This window comes from Prauserella sp. PE36, assembly GCF_003311655.1.
Lineage (GTDB): Bacteria > Actinomycetota > Actinomycetes > Mycobacteriales > Pseudonocardiaceae > Prauserella_A > Prauserella_A endophytica.
This window is the reverse complement of the sequence record NZ_QEQT01000079.1, coordinates 66,618-90,403: the sequence shown is the minus strand read 5'-3', so window position 1 is coordinate 90,403 and position 23,786 is coordinate 66,618. Positions and strand designations below refer to the sequence as shown.

The following is a 23,786-nucleotide window of genomic DNA, read 5'->3' as shown; positions in this document are numbered from 1 at the left end:
GGGTCCGTAACGCGAACGGTGTTTCCGGCGGTGTCGATTAGTAGGTCTCGGTCACCGGCCAGCGGTCACCGAAGGTGATGGAGAACGCGTTGATCACTGGCTTCCAACGCATCATCCATCGTGCCGCCCCGGTCCCTGTGGGGTCGAGGCTGCGGGTCACAAGATACAAGCACTTCATCGCCGCTTGCTCGGTGGTGAAGTGCCCACGTGCCCGGATCGCGCGCCGGTAGCGTGCGTTCAACGACTCGATCGCGTTCGTCGAGCAGATCATCCTCCTGATCTCGATATCGTAGTCCAGAAAAGGAACGAATTCGGTCCAGGCGTTACGCCAGAGTCGAACCATGGCTGGGTATTTCTTCGACCATTTCTCGTCCAGTTCGTCCAGTGCCGTTGCGGCGGCGTCGGCGTTGGGTGCCGTGTGGATTTCTTTCAGGTCGCGTTTCAACGCGTCCGTGTATTTCCGGGAAGTCAGCCGAAACGAATTACGAATTAAATGCAGAACGCACGTCTGGACGATCGTTTGTGGCCACACCTGCTCCACCACCTCCGGTAACCCCTTGAGGCCGTCACAAACCAGGAAGAACACGTCCTTAACGCCGCGGTTCTTGAGATCCACCAGCACACTCATCCAGAACTTGGCGCCCTCGCCGCCGGTACCGGCCCACAATCCGAGCACGTCCTTGCGGCCGTCGGTGGTGACGCCGATCGCGGCGTAGAACGGCCGGTTGGCGACCTGGCCGTCCCGCACCTTGACCACGATCGCGTCCACGAACACCGCGGCGTAGACCGGCTCCAGTGGACGGCTTGCCCAGTCCTGCATCTCCTCGATCACCTTGTCGGTAATCCGAGACACCGTCTCCTTCGACACCGACGCGCCGTAAATCTCGGCGAAATGCGCCGAAATTTCGCCCGTGGTCAACCCCTTCGCATACAACGACAACACGATCTCATCCACGTCAGTCAGTCGACGCTGACGTTTCTTCACGATCTTCGGCTCGAAAGTCGATTCCCGATCCCGGGGAACCACGATGTTCACCTCTCCAGCCGCGTCCGAAACCACCGTCTTCCCCCGGGCCCCATTCCGCACATTCGCCGAATCACGATTCGAATCGGCACGATTCTTCGCGTGCCCGAGATGCTCGGTCATCTCCTCGTTCAGCGCCGCTTCCAGAACGTTCTTAGTGAACAGCTTCAACAGCCCGTCCGGCCCAGTGAGCGACAGGCCACGTTCCCGCGCCTGCGCCACCATCGCCGCCGCGGCAGCCTGCTCGGCCGACCGCTCCCGCTCCGACTTCCTCATCTTCCTCTGATCCGCGCTCACAGCATCGGATGCCATCACTGTCCGTACCCATCCCGCCGGATTTCACCCCCGGCGTGTCGGGCCGGAAACACCGCTCACGACACAGTCCCGACGAGGCGCACCGTACGTGCTGGTCGCCGCGGGCGCTGCCCAACTCGGGTTGTCGGTGGCGGCGGTGCCGAGGTTGTCCGCGGCGTGCATGACGGTGAGATGCGACGATGACGACATGGAGGACGGCCAGAGCGAGAAGGGCGCGTCGCAGCTGCCAGATGGCCGCGGTGGGCTGACGGTGGTGGCCGGAGCCGCGGTGATGGGGGCGCTGACCGTGGCGGTGACGACGATGGTCATTCTGTCGTCCGCGACAGCTGAATGCACCGACACCTCTGGGTCGATCCTGTGGTCTTGCAGGCCTTCATCATCGGTTGCGTTGCTGCTGCCGATTGGGGGGTGGGTCGTCGCGCACCTTGTTGTGCTGGTGACGGTGCCGCGGCTCCGACGTGCCCGCGATACAGTCCTGCCGCACACAGCCCTGCTTCTGGTGTCGGTGGCGATCCTCGTGAGCAGCGGGCTCACTGTGGTCTGGGTGGTGTGGGCGTCGTGGGTGCTGTCCGCGGTTGTTGTTCTGACTGTCCCGATGGCGGGGGTCGTGGCCTTCGCGGTCGCACGGTACCGGTGGTCGGCGGCACTTGTCGCCATTCTCGCCGCGGCGGTGGTTTCAGGCGGTGTGGTCGGGCTCTATGATGTCCTGCCGCTGGCGCCGGTTCTGGTGCCGTTGCTGTCGGCGGTGACGCTGACCGTCACGATGTCGGTCTACGCACGCTGGGCCGCGGGCCGGTCTGTGTCTGTGGCGCGGCGCTAGGCTGAGCTGTGAGGCTCCGCCGGATGTTTCTGGACCAGCCTGTGAGGGTGCGCCTCGACTTTTCTGACGTTGCCCGTAGGGTGTGTCGGCCAAGGATGTTTCGTTGTTGAGGAGCCGGTCGGGTGCAGGCACGGGCGAGGATGGGCCGATTCGGGCTCGTGCTTGCTCTGCTGGTGATGCTGCTCGGGATGAGTGCGGCTCCAGCGCACAGCACCGACGGCGGGTTTGCCGGGCAGCACCCGGTGTCGGTGATTGGCGAATCCGCGTCGCCTGTGCCGTCGCCGGACAAAGGTCTTCATGACCGGCCGCACCTGTCGGAGGCGGCGCGACATGTGCTGGCCACGGCGCTACCGGAGACCTGCTGGGCTGTGGGCCCGGGCACGAACCGTGGATGCTCCCTGCAGCGATGCTCGGCCGGCAAGGTCGGCGCTGGAGGGATAGCGGCTGCGGCGTCGACACGGCAATCGTGTCGGGCGCCCCCGGTCCGCGTGAACGGAACGATCCAAGCCTGACGCTGTTCACGTCGCTGCTGCGCGCATTCTGCGACGTGACTGTGCTGCCTGGCCCCATCGAGAGCGGGCCGGTGATCCCGTAATTCTCTTAACCACTGTCCTGGGTGCGTTCAGCCCGCCATGTGCTGGGCGGATGGCGGCGTTATCCGGCTCTACCCCTGGTTCCTGGAGGACCGAAACATGTCTGTTGTCGTGCTGGCACTGTTGATCATTTCGCTCGTGGCCGCGGCCGTGCTGATGGTGGCGATGCTCGTGAAGGACAAGCCGTTTTACGGCGGTATTGGTCTCTGTGTGTTGCTCGGGCCGGGTGCGGTGCTGACGTTCTGGTACACGACCTTGTCCTGGGGTTAGACGCGGCCCGCGCGCCGTCGTCGCGGTTGGGGCGTTCAGGGCGGGCCGTGGCCGGTGTTCAGGCGTGCCCACTCGTGTGCCCAGTGGGCGTAGCGATGCTGGTCAAGTCCTGCCCGCAGGAGCCAGAAGGCGGCCGACAACGCGCCGACCACAATCAGCCAGGTAGCGATGGCGGTGGCTGCGGCATGACCGGCGGCGTCCTGCGGCGTGGCGGGTGACGACGTCACCTCGCCAGCAGTGTCAATCCAGATCGGTACCTCGCTGCCCGCGGACATCCCGGAACTGGCCGGGACAGCCCCCGTGAGCTCGATGCCCTCGGATGTGGTCCACCGGGCCTGCGCGCGCGTGCCGTTCTCACTGACTGGCCCGCGCCCAGCTCGGGGTCTCGATGGGGCGTCGGCGAGCAGGGTGGCCGTGGTTTCGTACCGGCTGGCCATCGCTTCCTCGGCGATCTGGCGGTTGTGTGCGTAGCTGCGCTGCCCGTGAGTAACGACAACGGGGATGGTCAGCAGCGACAGCAGCACAACGATCACGAGAGCAGCGGCCTCGATTCGGTCGGAGCCTCGCGCCACAGGGCTTCGCCCCGGGCGGAGACGCCGGGCGAGCCGCAACAGGTACATGGAGGTATCGGGCATGCCGGGCGACCTCCTCCGGTCCCGATCGCCGGTTGAAGCCACCTTTCAGGGTACGACTGACACGGGCATCGGACATGTTGATCACCGCTGCCCTGGGGAGATGCGTTCAGGTGACGGGAGCGACCAGGACGGGGGTGGGACTGCGCGTGAGCAGTTCAGTGGTGACGCTGCCCAGCAGGAGTCGGGTGAGCCCGGTACTCCCGTGTGTGGCGGTGATCGCGAGTGTGGCCGGGCGGGACTGGAGCAGCTCGGCGATACTGGCGGCGGGATTGTCGCCGGTGAGCAGGGTGGCACTGGCCTGAACACCGTCATCGGCCAGTGCGTCGGCAGCTCGGGACAGGCCCGCTCCGAGAGCTTCCAGGTTTCCCGGGGTTTCTCTCGGAAACGCGACGTGCACGAGCTCGACCTCGGTAGCGAAGAGGCGGGCCCACGTGGTGGCGACGGCGAGGGCTGTTTCGGCACGGTCGGAGCCATCGAGACAGACCACGAGACGTTCATAGCGGCGGGGCAGTCGCGAAAGCTCGTAGCCGGGACCGACCACCAGGGTCGGCGCACGGCTGGTGCGCAGCAGATGCGCGGAGACGCTGCCGAGGACGAGACGATCAACCTCGTCGCGGTGTTGCGCCGACATGCAGATCAGGGTTCCGGGGTTCTCGCCGGCCATGTCGGCGATCACCTCGCCCGGCCATCCGGCGCCGACGACAGCGACCTCGACCTGGTCGTAGGGCAACAGCTCGGCGATGTCGTCGAGGTCACGGGCCCAGCGTCCGTTGACCGGGTCGTAGACGGTGACCAGCTCGATAGGGCAATCCAGCGTCTGGGCAACCCGCAGTGCGGGCAGGAGTGCCCGCTGCGCCTCGTCGGTGCCGTCCAATGGCACCAGCACACGGGAGACGACATGCTTATCGTCCGCCATCACAGCCTCCGACCTGCACCATTTGCCCGATTCGACCTGATGTGTTGGGTAGGGTCGTGATCGTATATGGACACCGGAAACCGTGGAGCTATGAGCATTCAATTACCTGCCGACTGGTGGATCCTGCTGGTTGCGGTGCTGTTGGTGGGTGGTGTTCTCGCGGCCGGGTTCGCCAACCGGCTGCGGTTGCCCGGTCTGTTGCTGTTCCTCGTGCTGGGCATGGTCATCGGTGACGACGGGCTCGCGTTGGTCAGTCTGTCCGACCCGCGTGTCGCCCAGATCGGGGGGACCATAGCGCTGTTGTTGATCCTGTATGAGGGTGGGCTGACCACCAAACCCGGTGATCTGCGGCAGGCAGCGCTGCCTGGCTCACTGCTGGCCACCGTCGGCGTGCTCATCACCGCGGGCGTGGTGGGTGGCGGTGCGTATCTCCTGCTCGATGTGGAGCTGTTGACCGCGTTCCTGATCGGCGCTGTGGTGGCCTCGACCGACGCCGCTGCGGTCTTCGCCATGTTGCGCCGGGCCCCGCTGCCGCGGAAACTGGCCTCGCTACTGGAGGTCGAATCCGGTGCGAACGACCCGATCGCGATCATGCTCACGATCGGGTTGATCGAGACCTGGCGTGCCGATCCCGGAATTGGCGACTGGGTCACGTTCGCGCTGCTGCAACTGGGCGGTGGCCTCGGTGTCGGCGCACTGGCCGGCCTCGCCGGCACTTGGATGCTCATGCGCCCCAACCTCGGCCCCGAAGGCGCCTATCCGGTCCTCGCGCTCGGCGTCGCCGGACTGTCCTACGGTGCCGCCGCGGCGGTGGGCGCCTCCGGCTTCCTCGCCGTCTACGTCACGGGGCTGGTGGTGGGCGCCCGGGTCCCGCTGCACCGCCGCGGGATCCGCACCTTCCACCAAGGACTGTCCAGCACCGCCGAAGTCGGGCTGTTCCTCATGCTCGGCGTGCTGGTCTTCCCCTCACAACTGCCGTCGGTCGTGGTTCCCGGGCTGGCCGTGGTGTTCGTGCTCGTGTTCGTGGCCCGCCCCATCGCGGTCCTGCTGACCCTGGGCTGGCTGCGGTACCGATGGCAGGAACTGCTGTTCACCAGTTGGGTCGGACTCCGCGGCGCGGTGCCGATCGTGCTCGCCACGTTCCCCTTCGTCGCCGGCCACCCCGATGGCCCGTTCATCTTCAACATGGTCTTCTTCGTGGTCCTGGTCTCCGCGGCCGTACAGGGCGTCAGCATCAGCACCGTCGCGGGCTGGCTTGGACTACGCGGCGAGTCCCCTACAACAACCTCGGTGGCCGAGGATGTTCCCATCGGCGACATCAACACCGAACTCATCGAAGTCCGCGTCACCCCCGACCTACACATCGCCGGCAAACAACTCAAAGACATCACCCCACCCCACGGACTCATCACCGCCATCATGCGCGGCAAACGAACACTGATCCCCACCCCACGCACCCGGCTTCGAGACGGCGACCTCGTCATCGTCGCGATCCCCCGCCAACCCGACGCCTCCAAACTCGTCACTACCTGGGCCCGCGGAGAATGAGCGGTGATCAGGCAACGCCCACACAGGCGGCGATGGCCAGGATGATCGCAACATAGCGGGAACACGTGCAGCTCCAGTTCAGTCCTTCCTGGCCGGCACGACGAGCACATCCGATGACGCGTCCCGCAACACGTGCTGGGCAACGCTGCCGAGCAGGGTGTAGCCCAGCGACGAGCGGGCGCCGGTACCGACGGCGACCAGATCGGCGGCGTGGTGGCGGCTCAGCTCTGGCAAACGCGTCTGCGGACGCCCGGACGCGATCACCACCCGCGACGCAGCGGGCGTCAGCTCGGCGGCCACGCGCTCGATATCGACGCGAACCTGCTCGGTGCTCACCTCGCGCAACTCGGCCAAGTGTTGCTCGCTGGCGCCGTGCATGCGCATCAACGTCTCGCCGACAACTACGGCAAAGTGCACGACGATGTGGTCCGCGTACGGCGTGAGCGCGCCCGCCGTGTGCGCCGCCGTTGCCGAGACAGTTGTGCTATCGACGGCGAGCACGACCGTGCGGTACTCCCCATCGGGTGGACTCTTGACCACCAGAACCGGAACCGGGCTCGCCCGCACCAGGTTGCCGGGAGTGCTGCCCAGGACCGGGCTGGTCAGCCGGTGGCCGCCATGCGCGCCGACGACCAGCAGGTCCGCGTCGCGATCAGTGACCTCAGCGAGGATCTCGTAAGCCACGTGACCGTGGCGGACGACGGCCTCCGTGACCGTGGAGGTGATGAACCGGTCGAGGTGTGAGCGCAGGCGGGCGTGGGCGAACTCGCTCAGCTCCTCGTTCAACCCGGCCGGCTGCACATTGACGGCGCTCAGCCGGGCGTCGCGTTCGGCGGCCAGCTGCGCGGCCCTCCGCACAGCCAAGCCCGCCTGCTCAGACAAATCGGTGGCGACCAGCACCCGGCGGACTGGTGCGGCGGCCATCGACATCACACTCCCTCCCTGCGAATAATGCCCCCTCCGACCGTCCGGCGCCCACGACCGAAGTCGAACCGGGCCAATGCATCGGCAAGCCGATGGCGGCTGGCGACGGATGTTTCCTCGGGCATCCATAGTAAGGCGACGTCTGGATGGGCCGCCTGCGCGAGCGGCGCCCGCTCATGACCAACGGCGCCAGCGAAATTCACGCGCTGAACGAAGCAGCGTCAGCCCGCACATCGAATTGCCCAAGACCAAACGCGTCCTGCACGGACCGAAGAGATGATGTCGACGCCGCAGCTAGGGCGTGTCTGACAATGGTGTTGGCGGGTGGTTGAGATGCTGTTCGGGTGTCGCGGTTCCAGTTGCTTTCAGATGATCAGTGGGCGTTGATCGAGGACCTGCTTCCGGTGCGTACCGGCAAGCAGGGCCGACCGTTCTCGGATGCGAGGTCGATGGTCGAAGGGATCATTTACCGGTATCGGTGCGGGATCGCGTGGCGGGATGTGCCTGCGGTATTCGGCCCGTGGCAGACGATCTGGACCTGGCACCGCCGGATGGCCGGTGACGGCACCTGGGACACCGTGTTGCAACGTCTGCTGACTGCTGCGGACTCGGCCGGCCTGGTGGAGTGGTCGGTGTCGGTGGATTCCACGATCGCGCGTGCGCATCAGCACGCCACCAACATCACCCGCCCCACAGGGGGCTGGGTCGAACTACACGGATCTGCACAACGAGCCGCCTGATCACGCGATCGGCCGCTCTCGTGGCGGCTGGAGCACCAAAGTGCACCATCTCGTCGACGGGAACGGCCGCCCGCTGGTGACGTTAGTCGGGCCCGGCCAGGCCGGGGACGCGCCGATGTTTCCGCATCTGATGCGGCAACTGCGTGTCGCTCGCCTCGGACGTGGTCGAGCTCGGACCCGGCCCGACCGTGTCCGCGGCGACAAGGCTTATTCCTCGAGAGCGATCCGGGGGCATTTGCGCGATCGCGGCATCACGGCGGTGATCCCCGAGCCGGCCGACCAGGCCGGGCACCGCACCCGCCGCGGTTCCCGCGGCGGCCGTCCGCCCACCCTCGACGCGGTCGATTATCGCGGCCGCAACGTTGTCGAACGGCGCATCGCCCTGCTCAAACAATGGCGTGGCCTGGCAACTCGCTACGACAAACTCGCCATCGTCTATCGCTGCGCGGTCGTTCTCCACGCCGTCATCACTTGGACCAAGACATTGTCAGACACGCCCTAGCCCTCGACGTGCGCGCCAGTTGAGACAGCAGAAGAGTGAGACCGCCAACTGTTCCTAACACCCGGCGGAACCGTCGAGCCAGGCGAGACGCCTCGAGCCGCAGCAGCCCGTGAACTCTTGGAGGAGACCGGCCTGCTGGGCGAGCTGCTGTCAGTGCCGGCGGCCGTCGCTGTCCGCTCTTTCCGCGCCGACTGGACGCCAACGCTGAGCCTGTCCTACGGAGCCGTCATCAACCGCGACGCGCCACTCGGCGGGGAGAAGGGACAGCCGCCGAAGTGGGTCGACCTGGACGAATCGTGGGAGAGCGTGTTCCCCGAGGATCGCGACCGAATCCGCGCGTATGTGCGCAGGCTCGCGGCAGAGCACGCGGTCGAGGCGCGCTGATCCTGTCGGGCGGGGCTTTAGTTGGTGGCGGCCCCTGCGGACAAGCACAGATCGTCCCAAGCACCATCCCGCTCTGGCGTTTTCATGGGCGGTCTGGGTCGCACGTCCGGACGTGAACGTCCGCCGTTTCGTCGTTGACATGGCCGCTGATCAGGTCCGATCAACGCCGGGTAGCGTGGGTGCGCTAGCGAATCTGGGAGTGATTATGGCGATACGACGAGATGCTCTCGCAGCACGGCGCGAGGCTCTCGGCTTCACCCAGGAAACCCTCGCCCAGGAGCTTGGGGTGGAGCTCTCGACAACCTGACCTCGCCTGCGAGTGGGCCGCTCACCTGGAAGGGAGGGACGACCGACGAACGTTCAGCGGGGTCGCCGACGGTGCTCATCACGGGCTGCTTCCTGTCGTGCCCGTGACCCTACTTGGTCAGGGCGCGCAGGCGGTGGTGAGCGCGGCGGCCTGATCGGCCCTGGTCTGCAGCCAGGCGGCTGGAGCACTGGTGAGGGTGTCCAGGGTGGCCGTCTGCAGGGTGGCGGCCAGGTCGGTGATGGCGCGGCCGATGTCGGTGTCGCTGGTGGTCGCGGCCAGGTCGGTGAGCTCGGTGGCGGTGGTGTGCGCCTGGTCCAGTGCGGCCTGCGGTGCGCTGAGGTCGGGCGGGTTGGCGACCAGTGCCAGCGCGTCGCTACACACCTCGGCGGCGGCGACCGCGCCGGTCACGGTGTCCGCGGCCGAACCGGCGGTGTCGCCGGCCTGCTGGACAGCGCCGCAGCCGCTGATCGCCGCCACGACGCCCACGCCGAGCAGCACAGAGGTCCATCGAGTCGAGATGCGCATGAGCGGGTTCCTTTCCGGATGGGCTGGGTCTGTGGGGTGGTGCCGCCCACCGCTGGTGGGGGGAGTGAGCGGTGGGCGGCACCGGGGCGGTCGACGCGCGTCAGTCGCGCGTCGACAGGCCAGTGGGCGAGGACGGGGCCGTCTCGGCTGCGGCCGCCCCGGTTTGGGCTGGCTCGGTCGTGACCGTGTCGGGCTCCGCACCGGCCAGCGAATCGGCAGAGGCAGCCGCTGGGGTGGCCGGGGTGGTGCGGGTGCGGATCCAGCTGGCCGTGACGGCGACGGCGAGCAGGAGGGCGACCACGGCCAGCGAGAACCAGGTGGGGATCTTGTAGAGGTCGAGCAGCAGCATCTTGATGCCGACCCACACCAGCACCAGGGCGAGGCCTAGCTTGAGGTAGATGAAGCGGTGCATCAGGTCGGCGAGCAGGAAGTACATGGCGCGCAGGCCCAGGATGGCGAAGGCGTTGGAGGTGAACACCAGGAACGGCTGCTGGGTGATGGCGAAGATCGCCGGGATGGAGTCGACGGCGAAGACGATGTCGGTGACCTCGACCAGCACCAGCACCGCCAACAGAGGGGTGGCCACCCAGCGCCCGGCCTGGCGCACCAGGAACTTCTGCCCGTGGTACTCCTCGGTGGTGGGGATGACCTTGCGGAACAGGCGCAGCACGACGCTGCGGTCGGGGTCGATGGTCTCGTTGCGGTGCACGGCCATCCGGACACCGGTGGCGACCAGGAAGGCGCCGAACACGTACAGGATCCAGGCGAAGGACGCGATGAGCACCGAGCCCGCGGCGATGAACACCGCCCGGAACACCAGTGCGCCGAGCACGCCGTAGAACAGCACGCGGTGCTGGTACTCGCGGGGAACGGCGAAGTAGCCGAAGATGATCGCGAAGACGAACACGTTGTCCACCGCGAGGGACTTCTCGATCACGTAGCCCGCGAAGTACTGGGCGGCGAACTCGCTGCCCCACGCCCACCACACGATCGCGCCGAACCCGAGGCCGAGCGCGACCCACACCGCCGACCAGGCGGCGGCCTCGCGGACCCCGACCACGTGTGCGCGGCGGTGGGCGAACAGGTCGATCGCGAGCATCACCAGGATCACGCCGAGCACCGCGGCCCACGCCCACAACGGAACAACCACAGTCAAGCACCTCCGGTCACGTCGAGTGAAACTGGAGGTCTCCCCAACCGCCAGAGCACGTGCGCTGGGTCCGGTGGCGCCGGGACCGGGCAGCCATCGAACTGCCGTAATGACGATCCCGGACGTGGTGGGTACTCCCCTCCGCACCACCAGAATGACGAAATACGGTTCGCCTGTCAAGGCTTGACTGGCGAACCGTACTTCGTCAATCTGGAAATGAGGCCAGCGCGCGGCCTCCTCGATCCGTGCCGTGGAAAGCAGGTCCGCTGATGCCCGCCCAGTGCACAACCCTCGTCTGCGTCGTCGACGCCACCGATCCCGCGCCGGCCGCCGAGCTGCCCGCGGCGGTCGAACTGATCGCCGACCACGGCCACCTCGTGCTCGCCGTGCTGCACCCGCCGCCGGGGCTCACGCTCAACGCGCGGCTGATCGCCTGGCAGCAGGTCCGCCGGGAGCAGGTCACCGCCGCGGCGCTCGCTCCCGCGCTGTCACGGCTCCCGTCATCCGGGCTGGCCGAGCGGGGCGTGCGGATCCACACCACCGCGTGGCATCACCGTCGCGGGCCGGGCGGCCGGCATCGGCGCGTGGCCGCCGCCCTGCTGCGACTGTGCCGAGTGCACGACGCCGACGTGCTCGTGTTGCCCGCCCATCCTCGCGCCGAGCTCCTCACGCCTGCGACCTGCCAGTACCTGCTCGGCCTCACTCAACCTCGGCTGCGGATCCGCCGCGCAGACGAGCACACCCTGCCCGACGCGATGCTGGTCTGATCACACCCGGTCGAGCAGCTCCCCGCCGATCCGGACCCCGCGCCGACAGCGGCATCGAGAGTGGAAGGAATGCCTTATGGTCGGCCCCATGCGGCCTGCCGAACCCCCACCCGACCACGCCCTCCCCACCCCAGCGGGCTCGGATCCCACCGACTCCGGCACGGTGGATTCTGGCGTGGTGGATGCTGGTGCGGAACCGGCCGACGCCGCCGCGTCGCAGACGCCAGGGTCGTGGATGTTCCTGAGCAACCACGCCCACGTGCTGCTCTGCCTGGCCGCCGACCCGCACCAGACCCTGCCCGTCATCGCCCAGAAGGTCGGCATCACCACCCGCGCCGTCCAGCTCATCCTCACCGACCTCATCCAGGGCGGCTACATCGAGCGCACCAAAGTCGGCCGCCGCAACCACTACCGCATCAACCCCGACGGCCATCTGCGCCACCCGCTGGAAGCCCACCACCGCATCGCCGACCTCATCACCGCCGTCGGTCCCGCCACCCCTGACGATGCTCGTGATGCTTCGGCTGACGGCGCCTCGACTCCTCCGCGTCGTCGCCGCACCGGATAACTCGCCACCCTTGGTAAACGAACCACAGTTCGTCATTCTCGACGTTGAGGGGGAGTACCTCAACGACCAAGCCCCGCGTCGTCAACACGATCTGGCCGACCCGGATCCGGCGCAGGCACCCGCCGCCCCACCGCGCGGGTCCAGGAAACCTCACGCCACCGACGCCAGCACCACCAAGCACGCCCTGGCAAGGGCTACGTGGCGTGGCCGGGCGGTGTGCGGACAGGACCTCGCGACGACCAGCGCCCCTCTCGCTTCGCACCCCACACTGACACGCCACCCGGGACGGCGTGTGTTCATCGTGGCGGGCGGGGCGGCACCAACGCTGCGCAGGTGATGACCAACGCCAGCAGAATGAGTGCCGTGACAGCGATGTCGATGAGGAATCCGGTGAGCATGGTGAACATGGTCAGTCCTTCTCAATCACGTGCTGCTCGGCCTCAATCACGTGCTGCTCGGCTCGGCGGCGGGTGCGCAGGCTCGCCGCGATGACGACGGCGAGGATGGCCACGATGACAGCGAGGGAGACCGGCGTGGGGATCTGCGGGGTGGCCGGCCAGATTCCGTGGGCCCAGTGCAACACCAGTTTCAGACCGATGAACGCGAGAATGACCGCCAGGCCGTGGTTGAGATAGACGAGCTTGGCCAGCGTGGCGTGGAGCACGAAGTAGAGCGCGCGCAGGCCGAGCAGCGCGAAGGCGTTGGTGGCGAATACCAGGTAGGGGTCCGCGGTGATGCCGTAGACCGCGGGGACCGAGTCCACGGCGAACACCACGTCGGTCACGAACACCGCGGCGACCACCACCGCAAGCGGCGTGAGCGCGCGTCGTCCGTGCTCCCGTACGGTCAGCCGGGTGCCTCGGTAGTCGTCGGTGACGGGCATGAACCTGCGGAGCAGTCGCACGATACGCATCTGGGATACGTCGCGGCCCGCGAAGGCCGAACCGGTGTGCACCTCGTGCAGGATCTTGCCCGCGGACACGAGCAGGATCAGGCCGAAGAGGAGGAACGCCCAGGTGCCTGCCTGCAGCAGCGCCGCGCCCGCCGCGATGAAGATGCCCCGCAGGACCAGGGCACCGGCGATGCCGTACAGCAGCACCCGTTGCTGAATGGGGGACGGGACCGCGAACCCGGCCAGGATCAGCATGAACACGAACAGGTTGTCCACCGACAGTGACTTCTCCACCACGAAGCCGGTGATGAACTCCAGTGCCGGCCCGCTGTCGAACACCGCCCACAGCCAGATCCCGAACAGGACGGGCAGCGTGAGATAGAACACCGACCAGCCAATCGCTTCCCGTATCGACACCTCGTGGGGACGGCGGGTGACGGCGAAATCGGTGACGAGGAGGCCGAGTATTACGGCGATGCTGGCGACCCACAACCAGGGCGACCCGATCGACGAGGACCCCACCGAGTCGGCGGGCGCGGCCACGGACAGAGACGACACCACGGGATGAAAGGGCACGAAGACCTCCGCGCACGGACGACGTTCGAGGTCTCCTTCACCCTGGTGAGGGCGGTCGCCCGGGGACACCATGGGGTGTCCGTATTGACCAGGCAGACACTTAGGGAAGTACTCCCCTCTGCACGCAGTGTCACTGGCCGGAATGTGGCTGTCAAGGTTGATCGGGGGTGGATCTAGGATCGGTGGCGTGAGGCGCGCCGGGGTATGGCAGTGGCTGGACGGTCACGTCGACCATGAGCGGGGGGTGGGGGTCGCTGCTGGTGGGGTGGTGTCGCAGGCCCCGACGACCGTGGTCATCGAGCGGCTGCTGCGCACGCTCGGCCGGCCCGAGCAGCGGGTGCCGGTGATCCTGGTGGCCGGCACCAACGGCAAGAGCACGACCGCCCGGATCCTGGCCGCGGTGCTGGCGGGCAGTGGACTGCGGGTCGGGTTGTACACCAGTCCTCATCTGCACCGGCCGCAGGAGCGGATCACCATCGATGGTGTCACGATCACCGACGACGAGTTGGCGGCGGTGCTCGACCCGCTGGTGGCGGACGAGCGCACCGCGTCAGAGCTGGGGCGGCCCAGTTGGTTCGAATTGATGACCGCGGCCGCGGTGGGCTGGTTCGCCGACCAACGTGTTGATGTCGCGGTGGTCGAGACCGGTCTGGGTGGCAGCGGCGACGCGACCGCCGCGCTCGGCGCCGGCCTGGTGGTGGTCACGTCGGTGGGCGTCGACCACGTCGAGTACTTCGGTGACACGCGGTGGGACAACGCCGTGGCTGAGGCTGGCGCGGTTCCTGAGGGCGCGACCGTGGTGCTAGCCGAAGCGGACCCGGCCATGCACCCGCCGTTCCTGGGCCGCCGCCCCTCGCGCGTGGTGACCGTGGATCGTGACTTCGGCGTGGCCGCCGACGCGCCGGTCGCGGATGGCCGGACGGTGTCGCTGTTCACGCCCGGGGCGACTTATGACGACGTTTTCCTGCGTCTGCTGGCACCGTGGCAGGCGGCGAACGCGGCGACGGCGTTGGCCGCCGCCGAGGTGTGGCTGGCCCGGCCGGTGGCCGACCAGGTGGTGCGGGCGGTCTGCGGGGCGCTGCGGGCTTCGGGCCGCTTTGAGCTTGTCCACACCCCCGGCCCTGTGCTGATGGACGGCGCCCACAACGAGGAAGCGGCCACCGCGCTGGCACGGGCGCTGCGGGAGCGGTTCGACGGCGTCTCCCGCACCGTGGTGGTCGGTATGACCGGGACCCGCGCGCCGGAGGCGTTTCTGAGTGCCCTGGGGGTCGGGGCTGGTGACTGGGTGATCTGCACCTCGCCCCGGACACCGCGAGCGGTGCCGCTCGCCAGGCTCGCCGCCGCCGCGCGGGCGGTGGGCGCAGGATCGGTCGCGGTCGAGGCGGATGTGGGTGATGCGGTGCGCCGCGCGGCGGCGGCGAATGATAGCACGCTCACGGTAGTTACCGGGTCGCTCTATGTGATCGGCGAGGCGCTGCCCGTCGTGCGAGCGCTGGTGACGTGACCACCCGTGCTGCCCGGGCTGAGCGCCGCGCGTGCTGATCGGGAAGAGAGGGTACGAGATCCGGTCTCGAAATGGGTCCGGCGGCGCGGGGGCAACGGTGATCGCGCGAGCCGGTGGTGTGTCAGACTGCAGTGGTGAGGGGTGAACGGGTGATGTCGGATCAACCAGGCATCGCGCCTGAGCGCGTGGGACTCGATGTGGAACGCGCTGCTGGCACCCTGCGCGCGGGTGGGCTGGTCGCGTTCCCGACCGAGACCGTGTACGGGCTCGGCGCGGACGCGGAGAACGTCGACGCGGTGGAGCGTGTCTTCGCCGTGAAGGGGCGGCCCTCGACGCACCCGCTGATCGTGCACCTCAGCGGGGCGCGTCAGCTCCCCGACTGGGTCGCGGAGGTGCCCGACGCGGCGCGCCGCGTCGCTGACCGTTTCTGGCCTGGCCCGGTGACCCTGGTTCTTCGTCGGGGCCGCCGTGTTCCCCGCGCGGTCACCGGCGGTCTGGAGACGGTCGCGCTGCGGGTGCCCGACCATCCGGTCGCCCGCGCGCTGCTCACGGCGTTCGGTGGCGGTGTGGCGGCGCCATCGGCCAACCGTTTCGGCTCGGTCAGTCCCACGGCGGCTGCTCATGTTGGCGACGGGTTGGGCGCCGACGTCGACTACGTGCTGGACGGCGGCCCCTGTGCGGTGGGTGTCGAGTCCACGATCGTCGACCTCACCGGCGCACCTGCGATACTGCGCCCAGGCGGCGTGACACGAGAGGATCTTGAGCGCGCACTGGGTTGCTCCGTGCCGGTGCGGGCGAGGAGTGCCGTACGCGTTCCGGGCCAGCATCCGTCGCACTACGCGCCGAGGGCACGGGTTGTCCTGGTCGAGCCGGGCCAGGTGATCGGCCACGCCGAGTACCTGGCAGCGCAGGGCCGGCGCGTCGGCGTCCTGCTGCCGCCCGAGTTCGCGGGCGGTGCCGGTGCGTGTGCCGGGCAGCGCGTTATCGCGGTGCCGGACTCGGGTGCGCGGTACGCGCGGCGGCTTTTCGAGTTCCTCCGTGACTTCGACCGGCATGAGTGCGAGGTCGTGGTGGCCTCGGTTCCTACCCCGGACGGGCTCGGATTGGCGATCGCGGATCGGCTCCGCCGAGCGGCCGGGTCGCGCAGCCAGACGGCCGCGACTCCGGGCTGCTCAGCGGTTGCTGAGCGCGGCGACGAGGTGTTCGAGGTGGGCGGCGCGGGATGCTTTGATCAGGACGAGATCGTCGGGACGAAGGATTCGACTTAGCACGTCGTGGGCGGCCTGGCTGTCGGGAACGGCGATGATGTCGAGGGTGCTGTGCTCGGTGTCGGCCGCGTCGGCGATCAGAGGCGCGGTCCGGGTGCCGATGGTGATCAGGACGTCGAGGCCGGCGCGTGCGGCGAGCACGCCGAGGTGGTGGTGGGCGCCAGCGGCGTGGTCGCCGAGGTCGGCCATCTCGCCGAGGACGGCGATCCGGCGGCGGGCGGACATGGTGCTCAGGGTGGTCAGCGCGGCGGCCATGGAGTCGGGGTTGGCGTTGTAGGCGTCGTGGAGGAGCGTGACCCCGTCGCCCCGCACGATGGTTTGCATGCGCCCGCCGCTGGCGGGTTCAGCGGCGCTCAGGGCATCGGCGATGGTGTGGTGGTCAAGGCCGAGGCCGAGGGCGAGGGCGGCGACGGCGAGGGCGTTGCCGACGTGGTGCCGGCCGGTCAGGCGGAGCGTGACGGGTGCCGTGCCCTCGGGAGTGTGCAGGGTGAAGCACGCCCGGCCGCGCGGCGTGACGTGCACATCTCGGGCGTATACGCCGTTGGGGTGGGGGCGCTGGCTCCACCAGCGGGTGCGGGCGGGGGTGAGCGGGGCCATCGCGGCGACGAGCGGATCGTCGGCGTTGAGGATGGCCAGCCCACCGTGGTCTGCAGAGGGGAGCCCGGTCAGTAGTTCGCTTTTGGCCGCGGCGATCCCGGTTTGCCCGTCGGGGTATTGACCGAGGTGGGCGGTGCCGACGTTGAGCACGACCCCGACGTGGGGGGTGACCAGGCCGCACAGGTAGCTGAGGTGTCCACGGCCCCGGGCGCCCATTTCCAGGATGAGGTAGCGGGTGTCGGGGGTGGCGCGCAGGACAGTGAGGGGAAAACCGAGCTCGTTGTTGAAGGAGCGGTCTGTGGCGGCGACCGGGCCGTGGTGTGCCAGGACCTGGGTGGCGAGATCTTTGGTCGTGGTCTTGCCGTTCGACCCGGTGATGCCGATCACGGTGGCCGGCAGTCGGTCTGCCACGTGGCGAGCCAGGTCGCCGAGCGCGCGGGTCACGTCGGTGACCTGGACGGCAGGGGCGGGCACCGGGCGTGCGGCCAGCACCAGGGCGGCTCCCGCGGCGAGGGCCGCTGATGCATGGTAGTGCCCGTCGGTGCGCCGGCCGGGGAGGGCGGCGAACACGCCGCCGGGGTGGACCTGGCGGGAGTCGATGCTGGCGGGTGCGGTCACCAGCAGCGACGGGTCGGTCCCCGGGACGAGGTGACCGTCGGTGGCCGCGGCGATCGCGGCGGCGGTCAGGGGGATCATCGTGGTGACGCTCCTTCGGACGTGCAGTGGCTGGGGCCGGCCGGGTGGGTCTGCGGGGGTGGTGTCCGGGGGTTACGGGTTGCAGCATTCGCAGAACGTGGGATCGGCACGTCGTTGGCCGTCATCGCGAGGGTGGCGGCCGCGGTGCGGGCAGCGGGCACACCCGTGGATCGTTGCCAGGGTCAGGCGGGTGGGCTCGCCACACGTGCCGCAGGGCAGACCAGGTTCGCGGTCCACCGGGCCGAATCCGGGGGTGCCGCAGGCCGGGCACAGGGTGGCCAGACGCGAGGCGAGTTGGTGGGCGAGCACGCTGATCTCCCGCATGCGGGTGGGGTTGACGTGCGCGCGCATGTCGGTCTCCAGTCGCGCCAGGCCATCGGTGGAGTGCGCGGTGCACCGGCTGATCGCCGCATCGAGGTCGGCACGGGTCTGGATGCCCTTGCAGATGGGGCCTGGAGCCCGCACGTCGGCGGGGCTGTGGGGACGGACGATGACCGCGTGGGCACCGAAACCGACGCGCGCCAGGTAGGCGTCGGTTTCCTCGTCGAGGCGGCGGGTCGTGGTGTGGCTGAAGTTCGTCGGTGTGGTTCGGCGCTCCAGGATGCAGACGTCCCGCACCGTGTCGAGGAAGGCGAGGATCTCCTGGCCGGCGCTCAGCATTGGCGCGACCGGGTGCGGGCCGAAGGAGCCTTCGCTGGCCACGGCGAGTCCGAGGCCGGTCGACTCGATCGCGAGGCGCGCCTTGCGGACCGCGGTCTCGGCCGCCGACCCGGCGCGGGGGATCTCACCGGTGAAGGTGCCGAGCTGATCGGTGTCCACATCGTGGGCGAGCACAAGCCGCATGCCGGGGATCCGCGCCAGGGCGGCAGCGAGGGCTCGCTGCTTGCCGTGTCGGGTGGCCATCGCGACCGGTGCGCCCGCGTAGGGGTGCACGGCGAGCATTACACGAGGTTGCCGGATCGGGCGTCGATGCCGGTGAGCAGGGCCACGAGCTGCCCGATGGCGGTGTCACGGTCCATCGGGTGCCGCAGCGGCAAATCCGGATGCAACCGGTACCGGTTGCGCCGCCCCTCCCTGGTGCGTTCCAGGTAGCCCGCCTCGACGAGGTCGGCCACGATGCGCTGCGCCGCCCGCTCGGTGATGCCCACCACCTCGGCCACATCCCGCAACCGAACTTGTGGATCCCGCACCACGCACAGCAGTACGTGGGCGTGATTGGTCAAGAACGTCCACTCCTGCATGGCCGCAACTGTACCTCGTCGGGGGTAACGCATGTCACGCTTGCCAAAGCACGTCATCAATGTCGTATGATTCATATCGCGTATTAGAACACAGGTCATTGGTAGCGTGCTTGGGAGGTGGGTGTCATGGGCGACGAGGAGATGGCGCTCCCGTGGGAGAACCTGCTGCGGGAGGTGGGCGCGGTGGTCGACGCCGAGATGGCGGGCGTACTGACCGGCGAGCGCGCGGCCGATGAGGTGGCGCGGCGCTGGGCGCACCGGTGGGCCTCGCCGCCGCCGGACGTGGTGATCGACACCAGCCCGCCGGGCGTGCGGCGGGGGGCCGCGCAGAGCGTGGGTGCCTACATCGCCCGGGAGCTGGAACGGGGGCGGTCGCTGTACTGCGTGGTCCACGACGAGTTCGTCCGGGTGCGGATCGGGGGTTTCGACGGGCGTGCGTTGCCTCCGCATTGCCTGGAACACCTCGGTTCGCCGCCCGAGCCCGCTGCGGGCACCGGTGCTGAGCCGCGCGCCACCGACCTCGCCGGAGCCCCGGCGACGCGCGGCGCGGCGGCGCGCGCGGGTCAGGAAGGTACGACGGCGTGACAGGGGTGACGCTGCTCGTTTTGGTGGCCCTTCCCGCTGTTGCGGCCATGGCCGGGTCGATCCGGCGGCTACGGAGCTTGGCGCCCGCGTTGGGTGCGGGTGCGGCGCTGGTGGCCACCGCGCTGGCGGGGACGCTGGCCGTGACGGTGGTAGTCGGCGGGCCGGTGGCGATGGTGCTGGCCAACCCGGACGGGCGAGCCTGGACCGGGCTGGTGGTCGACCACGTCGGGGCGATCGTTCTGCTGCTGGTGTGCACGGTCAGCGCCGTGGTCCAGGCGTTCGCCCGCCGCTACCTGCACGGCGATCCGGCCGCGGCCCGCTTCGCTGTCGCGGCGGGGGCGCTGACCGCCGCGACCACGGTGATGGTGACCGCGGCGACTCTCGTCACCCTGGCGGTGGCGTGGACGCTGACCGGGGTGATCTTGTGCCGTCTGGTGGGGATGTATCGGCCGGCGCCCTCGGCCGTCGATGCCGCACGGCGCACCACCCGTGCCGTCGTCGCCGGGGACGCCGCGTTGTGGACTGGGGTTGTCCTCGCGGTCACGGTCTGGGGGGATCTCGACCTGCGCCACCAGGGCGACGCGGCCCTCGGCGGTGCGGTGGGCACGGTGGTGGCCTGTTCGCTGGTGGTCGCCGCGGCCGTGCGGTGCGCGCAGCTGCCCTGGCACCGATGGCTGCCGGCGACCCTGGCGGCACCGACCCCGGTTTCGGCTCTGCTGCACGCCGGCGTGGTCAACGCCGGCGGGGTGCTGCTGGTGAAGCTGTCGCCGATCGTCGGTGCCGCGCCGGTGGCGACACACCTGGCGTTCGCCATCGGAGCCGCCAGCGTCGTGGCCGCCACCGCGATCATGCTGACCCGCCCCGACATCAAAGGGGCGCTGGTGCACTCCACGATCGGGCAGATGGGGTTCATGCTCATGACCTGCGGGCTCGGCCTCTACGCCGCGACGGTGGTGCACCTGGTGGCGCACGGGCTGTTCAAAGCCACCCTGTTCCTCGGCTCGGGGTCGGCCGTGCAGCGGCACGCTGGCCACACTGCGGCTCCTCCCGCGCCTCGGTTGGCTCCTGCCCGCGCAGCGCAGGTCGCTGTCCTCGCCGGGGTCGCCGCCGTCGCGGCGGTCGGGGTGGCGGCCTGGTTGCTACCCCTTCATGCCGGCGGCGTCGCGTTGTCGCTCTTCGCCGTGGCCACCGCCGCGCGGCTGGCGTGGGGCTGGCTGCGTCGTCACCCGACCGGCGGCGCGCTGGTCACGGTGGTGATCGTGCTGCCGGGCGTGGCGATCGGGTACCTGGCCCTGGTGGGCGCGGTCACCGAGCTCCTGGCCCCGAGCCTGCCCGCAAGCGGGCCCGCCGCTGTCTCGGCCTGGGTTCTCGCGACCGTGGTGGCGGTGCTGGCGGCCGGTGCGCTGCTGCTCCACCTGGCACCCGCGGTCGGTCTGGGCCGGTGGCGCGACCGGCTGTACGTGGCGGCGTTGTCCGCCGGGCAGCAGCGCACGTACACCGCCGCCTGGGGTCACCCGCCACGGCTGGTACCGACACCGCGTCCGCGGCCGGTTCCCCAACTGGAAGGAGCTCGGGCGTGACTCGCCCCCACGCGCTCGACGGCATCCCGCGCAAGCGGGTCGCCGCCATGACAGGTGAGTCACCGGCTGTCCCGCACGCGTGGCTTCCCCTGTTCTCCACGGTCGCACGTTCCGCCACTTGTCGCGTCGTGCTCGCGCAGGAGGGTTCACACTCATGACCACCGGCCCCGCCACCAACCTCGCCCCCGATGCCGTCTCTGACGTCGCCACACAGCAGGCGGCAGTGCGCGCCGAGATCGCCGACGCGGCCGGATTCCTGGCTCCGACCTGGCCATTGGCGGACTTCATCGCGGTCAACCCGTTGTCCGGCCTGCTGGACCGCCCGTTCGCCGACGCGGCCACCACCGCCGCGGATCTGCTCGGAGCACGAGTCACCCCAGACGAGACCTGGCTACGTGCCGCCTGGCAGCGCGGCCGGATCACCGACGACGACCTGCGCGCCGCGCTGGCCCGCCGCCACCCCACGGCGCTACAGCGGGGCCCGCTCACTCTCGGCAACCGCGCCTACGACCCGGTCGACCTGCTGGTGGCCGATCTGCACCAGGGCATCGCGTGTCCACCGCCGCGCCGTCAGGCACGCACCGCGGCCGAAGCACTGGCCCCGGAGGTGGCCGCCCTGCTCAACACCCACACGATCCAGTGGTGCGCGGCCTACCTGGACGAAGGCCAGTCCACCTGGCGGATGCCGGGTCGTGACCGCGGCTTCTACTCGGCGTGGCGGGCGCTGGCCGCCCATGACGGAACCTTGCCGCGGCCGGTGCGGGCGCGGCTGCGGCACCTGCCCGAACGCGCCGAGCACACCATCCTGGACGCGCTGGCCGCGCTCGGTGTCCCGGACGACCAGCGGACCCGCTACCTGCAGGCCCACCTGGCCTGCTTGCCCGGCTTCGCCGCCCACGTCCGGTGGCGCGGCGAGCGGCCCGACAGCGGCATCGACCTCGTCGACTACCTCGCGTTGCGGTTGGCCGTCGAAGCCGCCGCGCTCGCCGGCTCCCACGCTCCCGGCACAGCGTGGTCCTGGGCCTCCGCGAGCCGGTTCGACACCCGGCAGGCCACCGTCGACCCGCACGACCGGGCCTACCACCTGTTGGGAGCGCTGGAAGTCACCGACACCGATGCCGCCCAACGGAGCGAGCTGGTGGAGCTGCTCGACCAGCTGCCGATCCAGCAGCGGGCGCTGGTCTGGCTGGACGCCTACGAGGACCACTACCGGAGCCGGCTGCTGCTGCGCATCCTCGGCCGGCCCCAGCCCGAACTGCCCGAAGCCCCACCGCGGGCGCAGGTGGTGTGCTGCATCGATCCCCGCTCCGAAGGACTGCGCCGCCACCTGGAGGTCCTCGGCAGCTACCAGACCCTGGGCTTCGCCGGTTTCTTCGCCGTCGCCATGCGCTACCGCGACCTCGCCGGGGGTGCCGCTCGCACCCAGTGTCCCGGCCCGATCACGCCTCGCCACACCCTCACCGAGCACCCCGCCCCTGGTCGGCGGCGCGCGGCCGAGCGGTCACTGGCCGGCCGCAGGGTGCTCGCCGCCGCCGAGCACTCCCTGCACGCCGCCAAGGACGACCTGCTGGCGCCGTTCGCCCTCGCCGAAGCCGCCGGCTGGCTGGCCGGGCCGCTGGCCGCGGCCAAGACCTTCACTCCCCGTGCCGCCGGCGCCACAGGCGCGTGGTGGGCCCGCCGCATCACGCCCGAGCCGCAGACCGAGATCTCCATCGCCGAGGCGCTCACCCGCGAGGAGCGTGCCGCGACCGCCGAAACCATCCTGACGTTGATGGGCCTGACCCGCGGGTTCGCGCGGCTGGTCGTGTTCTGCGGGCACCGCGCCCACACCGACAACAACCCCTACCAGGCCGCGCTGGACTGCGGCGCCTGCGGGGGACATCCCGGAGGTCCCAACGCCCGCACGGCCGCCGCCCTGCTCAACGATCCGCAGGTCCGCCGTCACCTGGCCGACCGCGGCATCACCGTTCCCGACGACACCTGGTTCGTCCCGGCCGAACACGACACCACCACCGACACCGTACGCCTGCTGGACACCCACCTCCTGCCCGCCACCCACCGCCGCGACGCTGACAGGCTCACCGCCGACCTCCGCACGGCCGGCACCCGGCTGGCCGCCGAACGCTGCGCCATCCTGCCGGGCGCACCCACCCGGCCCCGCCCGCGGCACGCGGCGCGCCACACCCGCGCCCGGGCCCGTGACTGGGCCCAGGTCTTCCCGGAATGGGGTCTCGCCGACAACGCCGCCTTCCTCATCGCGCCCCGCGCCCTCACCCGCGGCATCGACCTGCACAGCCGCGTGTTCCTCCACGACTACGATCCCGACCTCGACCCGACCGGCACCGTCCTGGAAACAATCCTCACCGCGCCGCTCGTCGTCGCACACTGGATCAACAGCCAGTACTACTTCGCCACCGTCGACCCGCAGTCCTTCGGCGCCGGCAGCAAAACCCTGCACAACGTCACCGGTGGGGGCCTGGGCGTCATGACCGGCCACACCAGTGACCTCCAGCCCGGCCTGCCCTGGCAGTCCCTCACCGACGGCCACCACGCCCGACATGAACCGCAACGCCTGCTCGCCATCGTGCAGGCACCCCTGCCCAGGCTGGACACCCTCATCGCCCGCCACACAATGCTGCACCACATGTTCAGCCACGACTGGATTGGACTCGCCGCACGGGAACAGCCCGACGACCCGTGGCACCGCTACACCCCCACCGGGTGGCAGCCCTGGCACCCCAGCACCGACACGCCAGCACCGACATCCCGGCAGGCGCTCCCGTGACCGCTCCACACCACCCGATGGCGGCGTCCCACCCGGAACGACCTGTCCTAACTCCCCACGTAACAGAGCCGCTT

The 23,786-nt window shown here is 69.6% G+C and carries 24 protein-coding genes; 14 read left to right on the top strand and 10 right to left on the bottom strand.

Annotated elements, in window-relative coordinates; genetic code table 11:
- Nucleotides 1-37: 37 nt before the first annotated feature.
- Complete coding sequence (locus DI005_RS21565) at nucleotides 38-1,300, bottom strand: IS256 family transposase (RefSeq protein ID WP_369973599.1); 1,263 nt, start codon at nucleotides 1,298-1,300, stop codon at nucleotides 38-40.
- Between the two features lie 127 nt (nucleotides 1,301-1,427).
- Here DI005_RS21565 and DI005_RS21560 point away from each other — a divergent pair, with 127 nt between their 5' ends.
- Nucleotides 1,428-2,159, top strand: a complete 732-nt coding sequence (locus tag DI005_RS21560) for a hypothetical protein (protein WP_091679577.1) — start codon at nucleotides 1,428-1,430, stop codon at nucleotides 2,157-2,159.
- Nucleotides 2,160-2,851: 692 nt separating this feature from the next.
- Complete coding sequence (locus tag DI005_RS38270) at nucleotides 2,852-3,022, top strand: hypothetical protein (RefSeq protein ID WP_009151804.1); 171 nt, start codon at nucleotides 2,852-2,854, stop codon at nucleotides 3,020-3,022.
- A gap of 35 nt (nucleotides 3,023-3,057) precedes the next feature.
- Here DI005_RS38270 and DI005_RS21550 read toward each other — a convergent pair whose 3' ends face one another.
- Nucleotides 3,058-3,657 (bottom strand): hypothetical protein, encoded by a 600-nt coding sequence (locus tag DI005_RS21550; protein WP_112276278.1) that lies wholly within the window; start codon nucleotides 3,655-3,657, stop codon nucleotides 3,058-3,060.
- A 106-nt stretch (nucleotides 3,658-3,763) separates the two neighbouring features.
- On the bottom strand, nucleotides 3,764-4,573 hold the full coding sequence (locus DI005_RS21545) for a universal stress protein (RefSeq protein WP_113643310.1): 810 nt from the start codon (nucleotides 4,571-4,573) through the stop codon (nucleotides 3,764-3,766).
- 66 nt (nucleotides 4,574-4,639) lie between these two features.
- Here DI005_RS21545 and DI005_RS21540 point away from each other — a divergent pair, with 66 nt between their 5' ends.
- On the top strand, nucleotides 4,640-6,121 hold the full coding sequence (locus DI005_RS21540; protein WP_233520244.1) for a potassium/proton antiporter: 1,482 nt from the start codon (nucleotides 4,640-4,642) through the stop codon (nucleotides 6,119-6,121).
- A 78-nt stretch (nucleotides 6,122-6,199) separates the two neighbouring features.
- Here the strand turns inward: DI005_RS21540 and DI005_RS21535 are convergent, their stop codons facing one another.
- On the bottom strand, nucleotides 6,200-7,051 hold the full coding sequence (locus tag DI005_RS21535; protein ID WP_233520243.1) for a universal stress protein: 852 nt from the start codon (nucleotides 7,049-7,051) through the stop codon (nucleotides 6,200-6,202).
- A gap of 338 nt (nucleotides 7,052-7,389) precedes the next feature.
- Here DI005_RS21535 and DI005_RS39120 point away from each other — a divergent pair, with 338 nt between their 5' ends.
- From DI005_RS39120 to DI005_RS21525, 3 genes are read left to right on the top strand one after another with little or no spacing between them, the layout of a single operon-like run.
- A complete protein-coding gene (locus DI005_RS39120) occupies nucleotides 7,390-7,785 on the top strand; it encodes a transposase (RefSeq protein WP_228714306.1) in 396 nt (131 codons plus the stop codon).
- 40 nt (nucleotides 7,786-7,825) lie between these two features.
- Nucleotides 7,826-8,287: a transposase gene (locus tag DI005_RS39115; RefSeq protein WP_233520242.1), complete on the top strand. Its 462-nt coding sequence runs from the start codon at nucleotides 7,826-7,828 to the stop codon at nucleotides 8,285-8,287.
- A gap of 48 nt (nucleotides 8,288-8,335) precedes the next feature.
- The gene (locus DI005_RS21525; RefSeq protein WP_281245774.1) at nucleotides 8,336-8,671 is read left to right on the top strand and encodes an NUDIX hydrolase; all 336 of its coding nucleotides are present in this window, start codon (nucleotides 8,336-8,338) and stop codon (nucleotides 8,669-8,671) included.
- A gap of 424 nt (nucleotides 8,672-9,095) precedes the next feature.
- On the opposite strand, the gene DI005_RS37990 is transcribed toward DI005_RS21525, so the two are convergent.
- Together DI005_RS37990 and DI005_RS21520 are read right to left on the bottom strand one after the other, a co-directional pair.
- Nucleotides 9,096-9,503 carry a bacteriophage spanin2 family protein gene (locus DI005_RS37990; protein ID WP_005456771.1) on the bottom strand — a complete coding sequence of 136 codons (408 nt, stop codon included), beginning with the start codon at nucleotides 9,501-9,503 and terminating at the stop codon, nucleotides 9,096-9,098.
- Between the two features lie 100 nt (nucleotides 9,504-9,603).
- Complete coding sequence (locus tag DI005_RS21520) at nucleotides 9,604-10,653, bottom strand: TerC family protein (RefSeq protein WP_005456772.1); 1,050 nt, start codon at nucleotides 10,651-10,653, stop codon at nucleotides 9,604-9,606.
- 269 nt (nucleotides 10,654-10,922) lie between these two features.
- Here DI005_RS21520 and DI005_RS21515 point away from each other — a divergent pair, with 269 nt between their 5' ends.
- Nucleotides 10,923-11,420, top strand: coding sequence for a hypothetical protein (locus DI005_RS21515; protein WP_005456773.1), 498 nt, complete (start codon nucleotides 10,923-10,925; stop codon nucleotides 11,418-11,420).
- An 88-nt stretch (nucleotides 11,421-11,508) separates the two neighbouring features.
- On the top strand, nucleotides 11,509-11,988 hold the full coding sequence (locus DI005_RS21510; RefSeq protein ID WP_177242873.1) for a winged helix-turn-helix transcriptional regulator: 480 nt from the start codon (nucleotides 11,509-11,511) through the stop codon (nucleotides 11,986-11,988).
- A gap of 409 nt (nucleotides 11,989-12,397) precedes the next feature.
- Here DI005_RS21510 and DI005_RS21505 read toward each other — a convergent pair whose 3' ends face one another.
- Nucleotides 12,398-13,429, bottom strand: a complete 1,032-nt coding sequence (locus tag DI005_RS21505; protein WP_043537254.1) for a TerC/Alx family metal homeostasis membrane protein — start codon at nucleotides 13,427-13,429, stop codon at nucleotides 12,398-12,400.
- A gap of 214 nt (nucleotides 13,430-13,643) precedes the next feature.
- Between DI005_RS21505 and DI005_RS21500 the strand changes: the two genes are divergently transcribed.
- The gene (locus DI005_RS21500) at nucleotides 13,644-14,960 is read left to right on the top strand and encodes a folylpolyglutamate synthase/dihydrofolate synthase family protein (RefSeq protein WP_005456777.1); all 1,317 of its coding nucleotides are present in this window, start codon (nucleotides 13,644-13,646) and stop codon (nucleotides 14,958-14,960) included.
- Nucleotides 14,961-15,112: 152 nt separating this feature from the next.
- A complete protein-coding gene (locus DI005_RS21495; RefSeq protein WP_005456778.1) occupies nucleotides 15,113-16,228 on the top strand; it encodes an L-threonylcarbamoyladenylate synthase in 1,116 nt (371 codons plus the stop codon).
- Here the strand turns inward: DI005_RS21495 and murF are convergent.
- The 3 genes from murF to DI005_RS21480 form a co-directional block, all read right to left on the bottom strand.
- The gene (gene murF, locus DI005_RS21490) at nucleotides 16,133-17,521 is read right to left on the bottom strand and encodes a UDP-N-acetylmuramoyl-tripeptide--D-alanyl-D-alanine ligase (RefSeq protein ID WP_005456779.1); all 1,389 of its coding nucleotides are present in this window, start codon (nucleotides 17,519-17,521) and stop codon (nucleotides 16,133-16,135) included. The genes DI005_RS21495 and murF overlap by 96 nt on opposite strands.
- 72 nt (nucleotides 17,522-17,593) lie before the next feature.
- Nucleotides 17,594-18,463 (bottom strand): DUF6671 family protein, encoded by an 870-nt coding sequence (locus DI005_RS21485; protein ID WP_005456780.1) that lies wholly within the window; start codon nucleotides 18,461-18,463, stop codon nucleotides 17,594-17,596.
- A complete protein-coding gene (locus DI005_RS21480; protein ID WP_005456781.1) occupies nucleotides 18,463-18,762 on the bottom strand; it encodes a winged helix-turn-helix domain-containing protein in 300 nt (99 codons plus the stop codon). The genes DI005_RS21485 and DI005_RS21480 overlap by 1 nt, the downstream gene beginning before the upstream one ends.
- 126 nt (nucleotides 18,763-18,888) lie before the next feature.
- Between DI005_RS21480 and DI005_RS21475 the strand changes: the two genes are divergently transcribed.
- The 4 genes from DI005_RS21475 to DI005_RS21465 are packed head-to-tail and all read left to right on the top strand — an operon-like array spanning nucleotide 18,889 to nucleotide 23,712.
- Nucleotides 18,889-19,347, top strand: coding sequence for a hypothetical protein (locus DI005_RS21475; protein WP_005456782.1), 459 nt, complete (start codon nucleotides 18,889-18,891; stop codon nucleotides 19,345-19,347).
- Nucleotides 19,344-20,927 (top strand): proton-conducting transporter membrane subunit, encoded by a 1,584-nt coding sequence (locus DI005_RS21470; protein WP_005456783.1) that lies wholly within the window; start codon nucleotides 19,344-19,346, stop codon nucleotides 20,925-20,927. The genes DI005_RS21475 and DI005_RS21470 overlap by 4 nt, the downstream gene beginning before the upstream one ends.
- Nucleotides 20,924-21,085, top strand: coding sequence for a hypothetical protein (locus DI005_RS38265; RefSeq protein WP_005456784.1), 162 nt, complete (start codon nucleotides 20,924-20,926; stop codon nucleotides 21,083-21,085). Before DI005_RS21470 ends, DI005_RS38265 begins: the two co-directional genes overlap by 4 nt.
- On the top strand, nucleotides 21,082-23,712 hold the full coding sequence (locus DI005_RS21465; protein WP_113643307.1) for a DUF2309 domain-containing protein: 2,631 nt from the start codon (nucleotides 21,082-21,084) through the stop codon (nucleotides 23,710-23,712). The genes DI005_RS38265 and DI005_RS21465 overlap by 4 nt, the downstream gene beginning before the upstream one ends.
- Nucleotides 23,713-23,786: the final 74 nt, after the last annotated feature.

Coding starts and splice junctions, on each gene's coding strand:
- DI005_RS21565 (WP_369973599.1), bottom strand. CDS start 1,300: ATGAGGAAGTCGGAGCGGGAGCGGTCGGCCGAGCAGGCTGCCGCGGCG.
- DI005_RS21475 (WP_005456782.1), top strand. CDS start 18,889: ATGGGCGACGAGGAGATGGCGCTCCCGTGGGAGAACCTGCTGCGGGAG.
- DI005_RS21465 (WP_113643307.1), top strand. CDS start 21,082: ATGACCACCGGCCCCGCCACCAACCTCGCCCCCGATGCCGTCTCTGAC.
- DI005_RS21540 (WP_233520244.1), top strand. CDS start 4,640: ATGGACACCGGAAACCGTGGAGCTATGAGCATTCAATTACCTGCCGAC.
- DI005_RS21480 (WP_005456781.1), bottom strand. CDS start 18,762: ATGCAGGAGTGGACGTTCTTGACCAATCACGCCCACGTACTGCTGTGC.
- DI005_RS21495 (WP_005456778.1), top strand. CDS start 15,113: ATGTCGGATCAACCAGGCATCGCGCCTGAGCGCGTGGGACTCGATGTG.
- DI005_RS21485 (WP_005456780.1), bottom strand. CDS start 18,463: ATGCTCGCCGTGCACCCCTACGCGGGCGCACCGGTCGCGATGGCCACC.
- DI005_RS21515 (WP_005456773.1), top strand. CDS start 10,923: ATGCCCGCCCAGTGCACAACCCTCGTCTGCGTCGTCGACGCCACCGAT.
- DI005_RS21510 (WP_177242873.1), top strand. CDS start 11,509: ATGCGGCCTGCCGAACCCCCACCCGACCACGCCCTCCCCACCCCAGCG.
- DI005_RS21535 (WP_233520243.1), bottom strand. CDS start 7,051: ATGTCGATGGCCGCCGCACCAGTCCGCCGGGTGCTGGTCGCCACCGAT.
- murF (WP_005456779.1), bottom strand. CDS start 17,521: ATGATCCCCCTGACCGCCGCCGCGATCGCCGCGGCCACCGACGGTCAC.
- DI005_RS21545 (WP_113643310.1), bottom strand. CDS start 4,573: ATGGCGGACGATAAGCATGTCGTCTCCCGTGTGCTGGTGCCATTGGAC.
- DI005_RS37990 (WP_005456771.1), bottom strand. CDS start 9,503: ATGCGCATCTCGACTCGATGGACCTCTGTGCTGCTCGGCGTGGGCGTC.
- DI005_RS21550 (WP_112276278.1), bottom strand. CDS start 3,657: ATGCCCGATACCTCCATGTACCTGTTGCGGCTCGCCCGGCGTCTCCGC.
- DI005_RS38270 (WP_009151804.1), top strand. CDS start 2,852: ATGTCTGTTGTCGTGCTGGCACTGTTGATCATTTCGCTCGTGGCCGCG.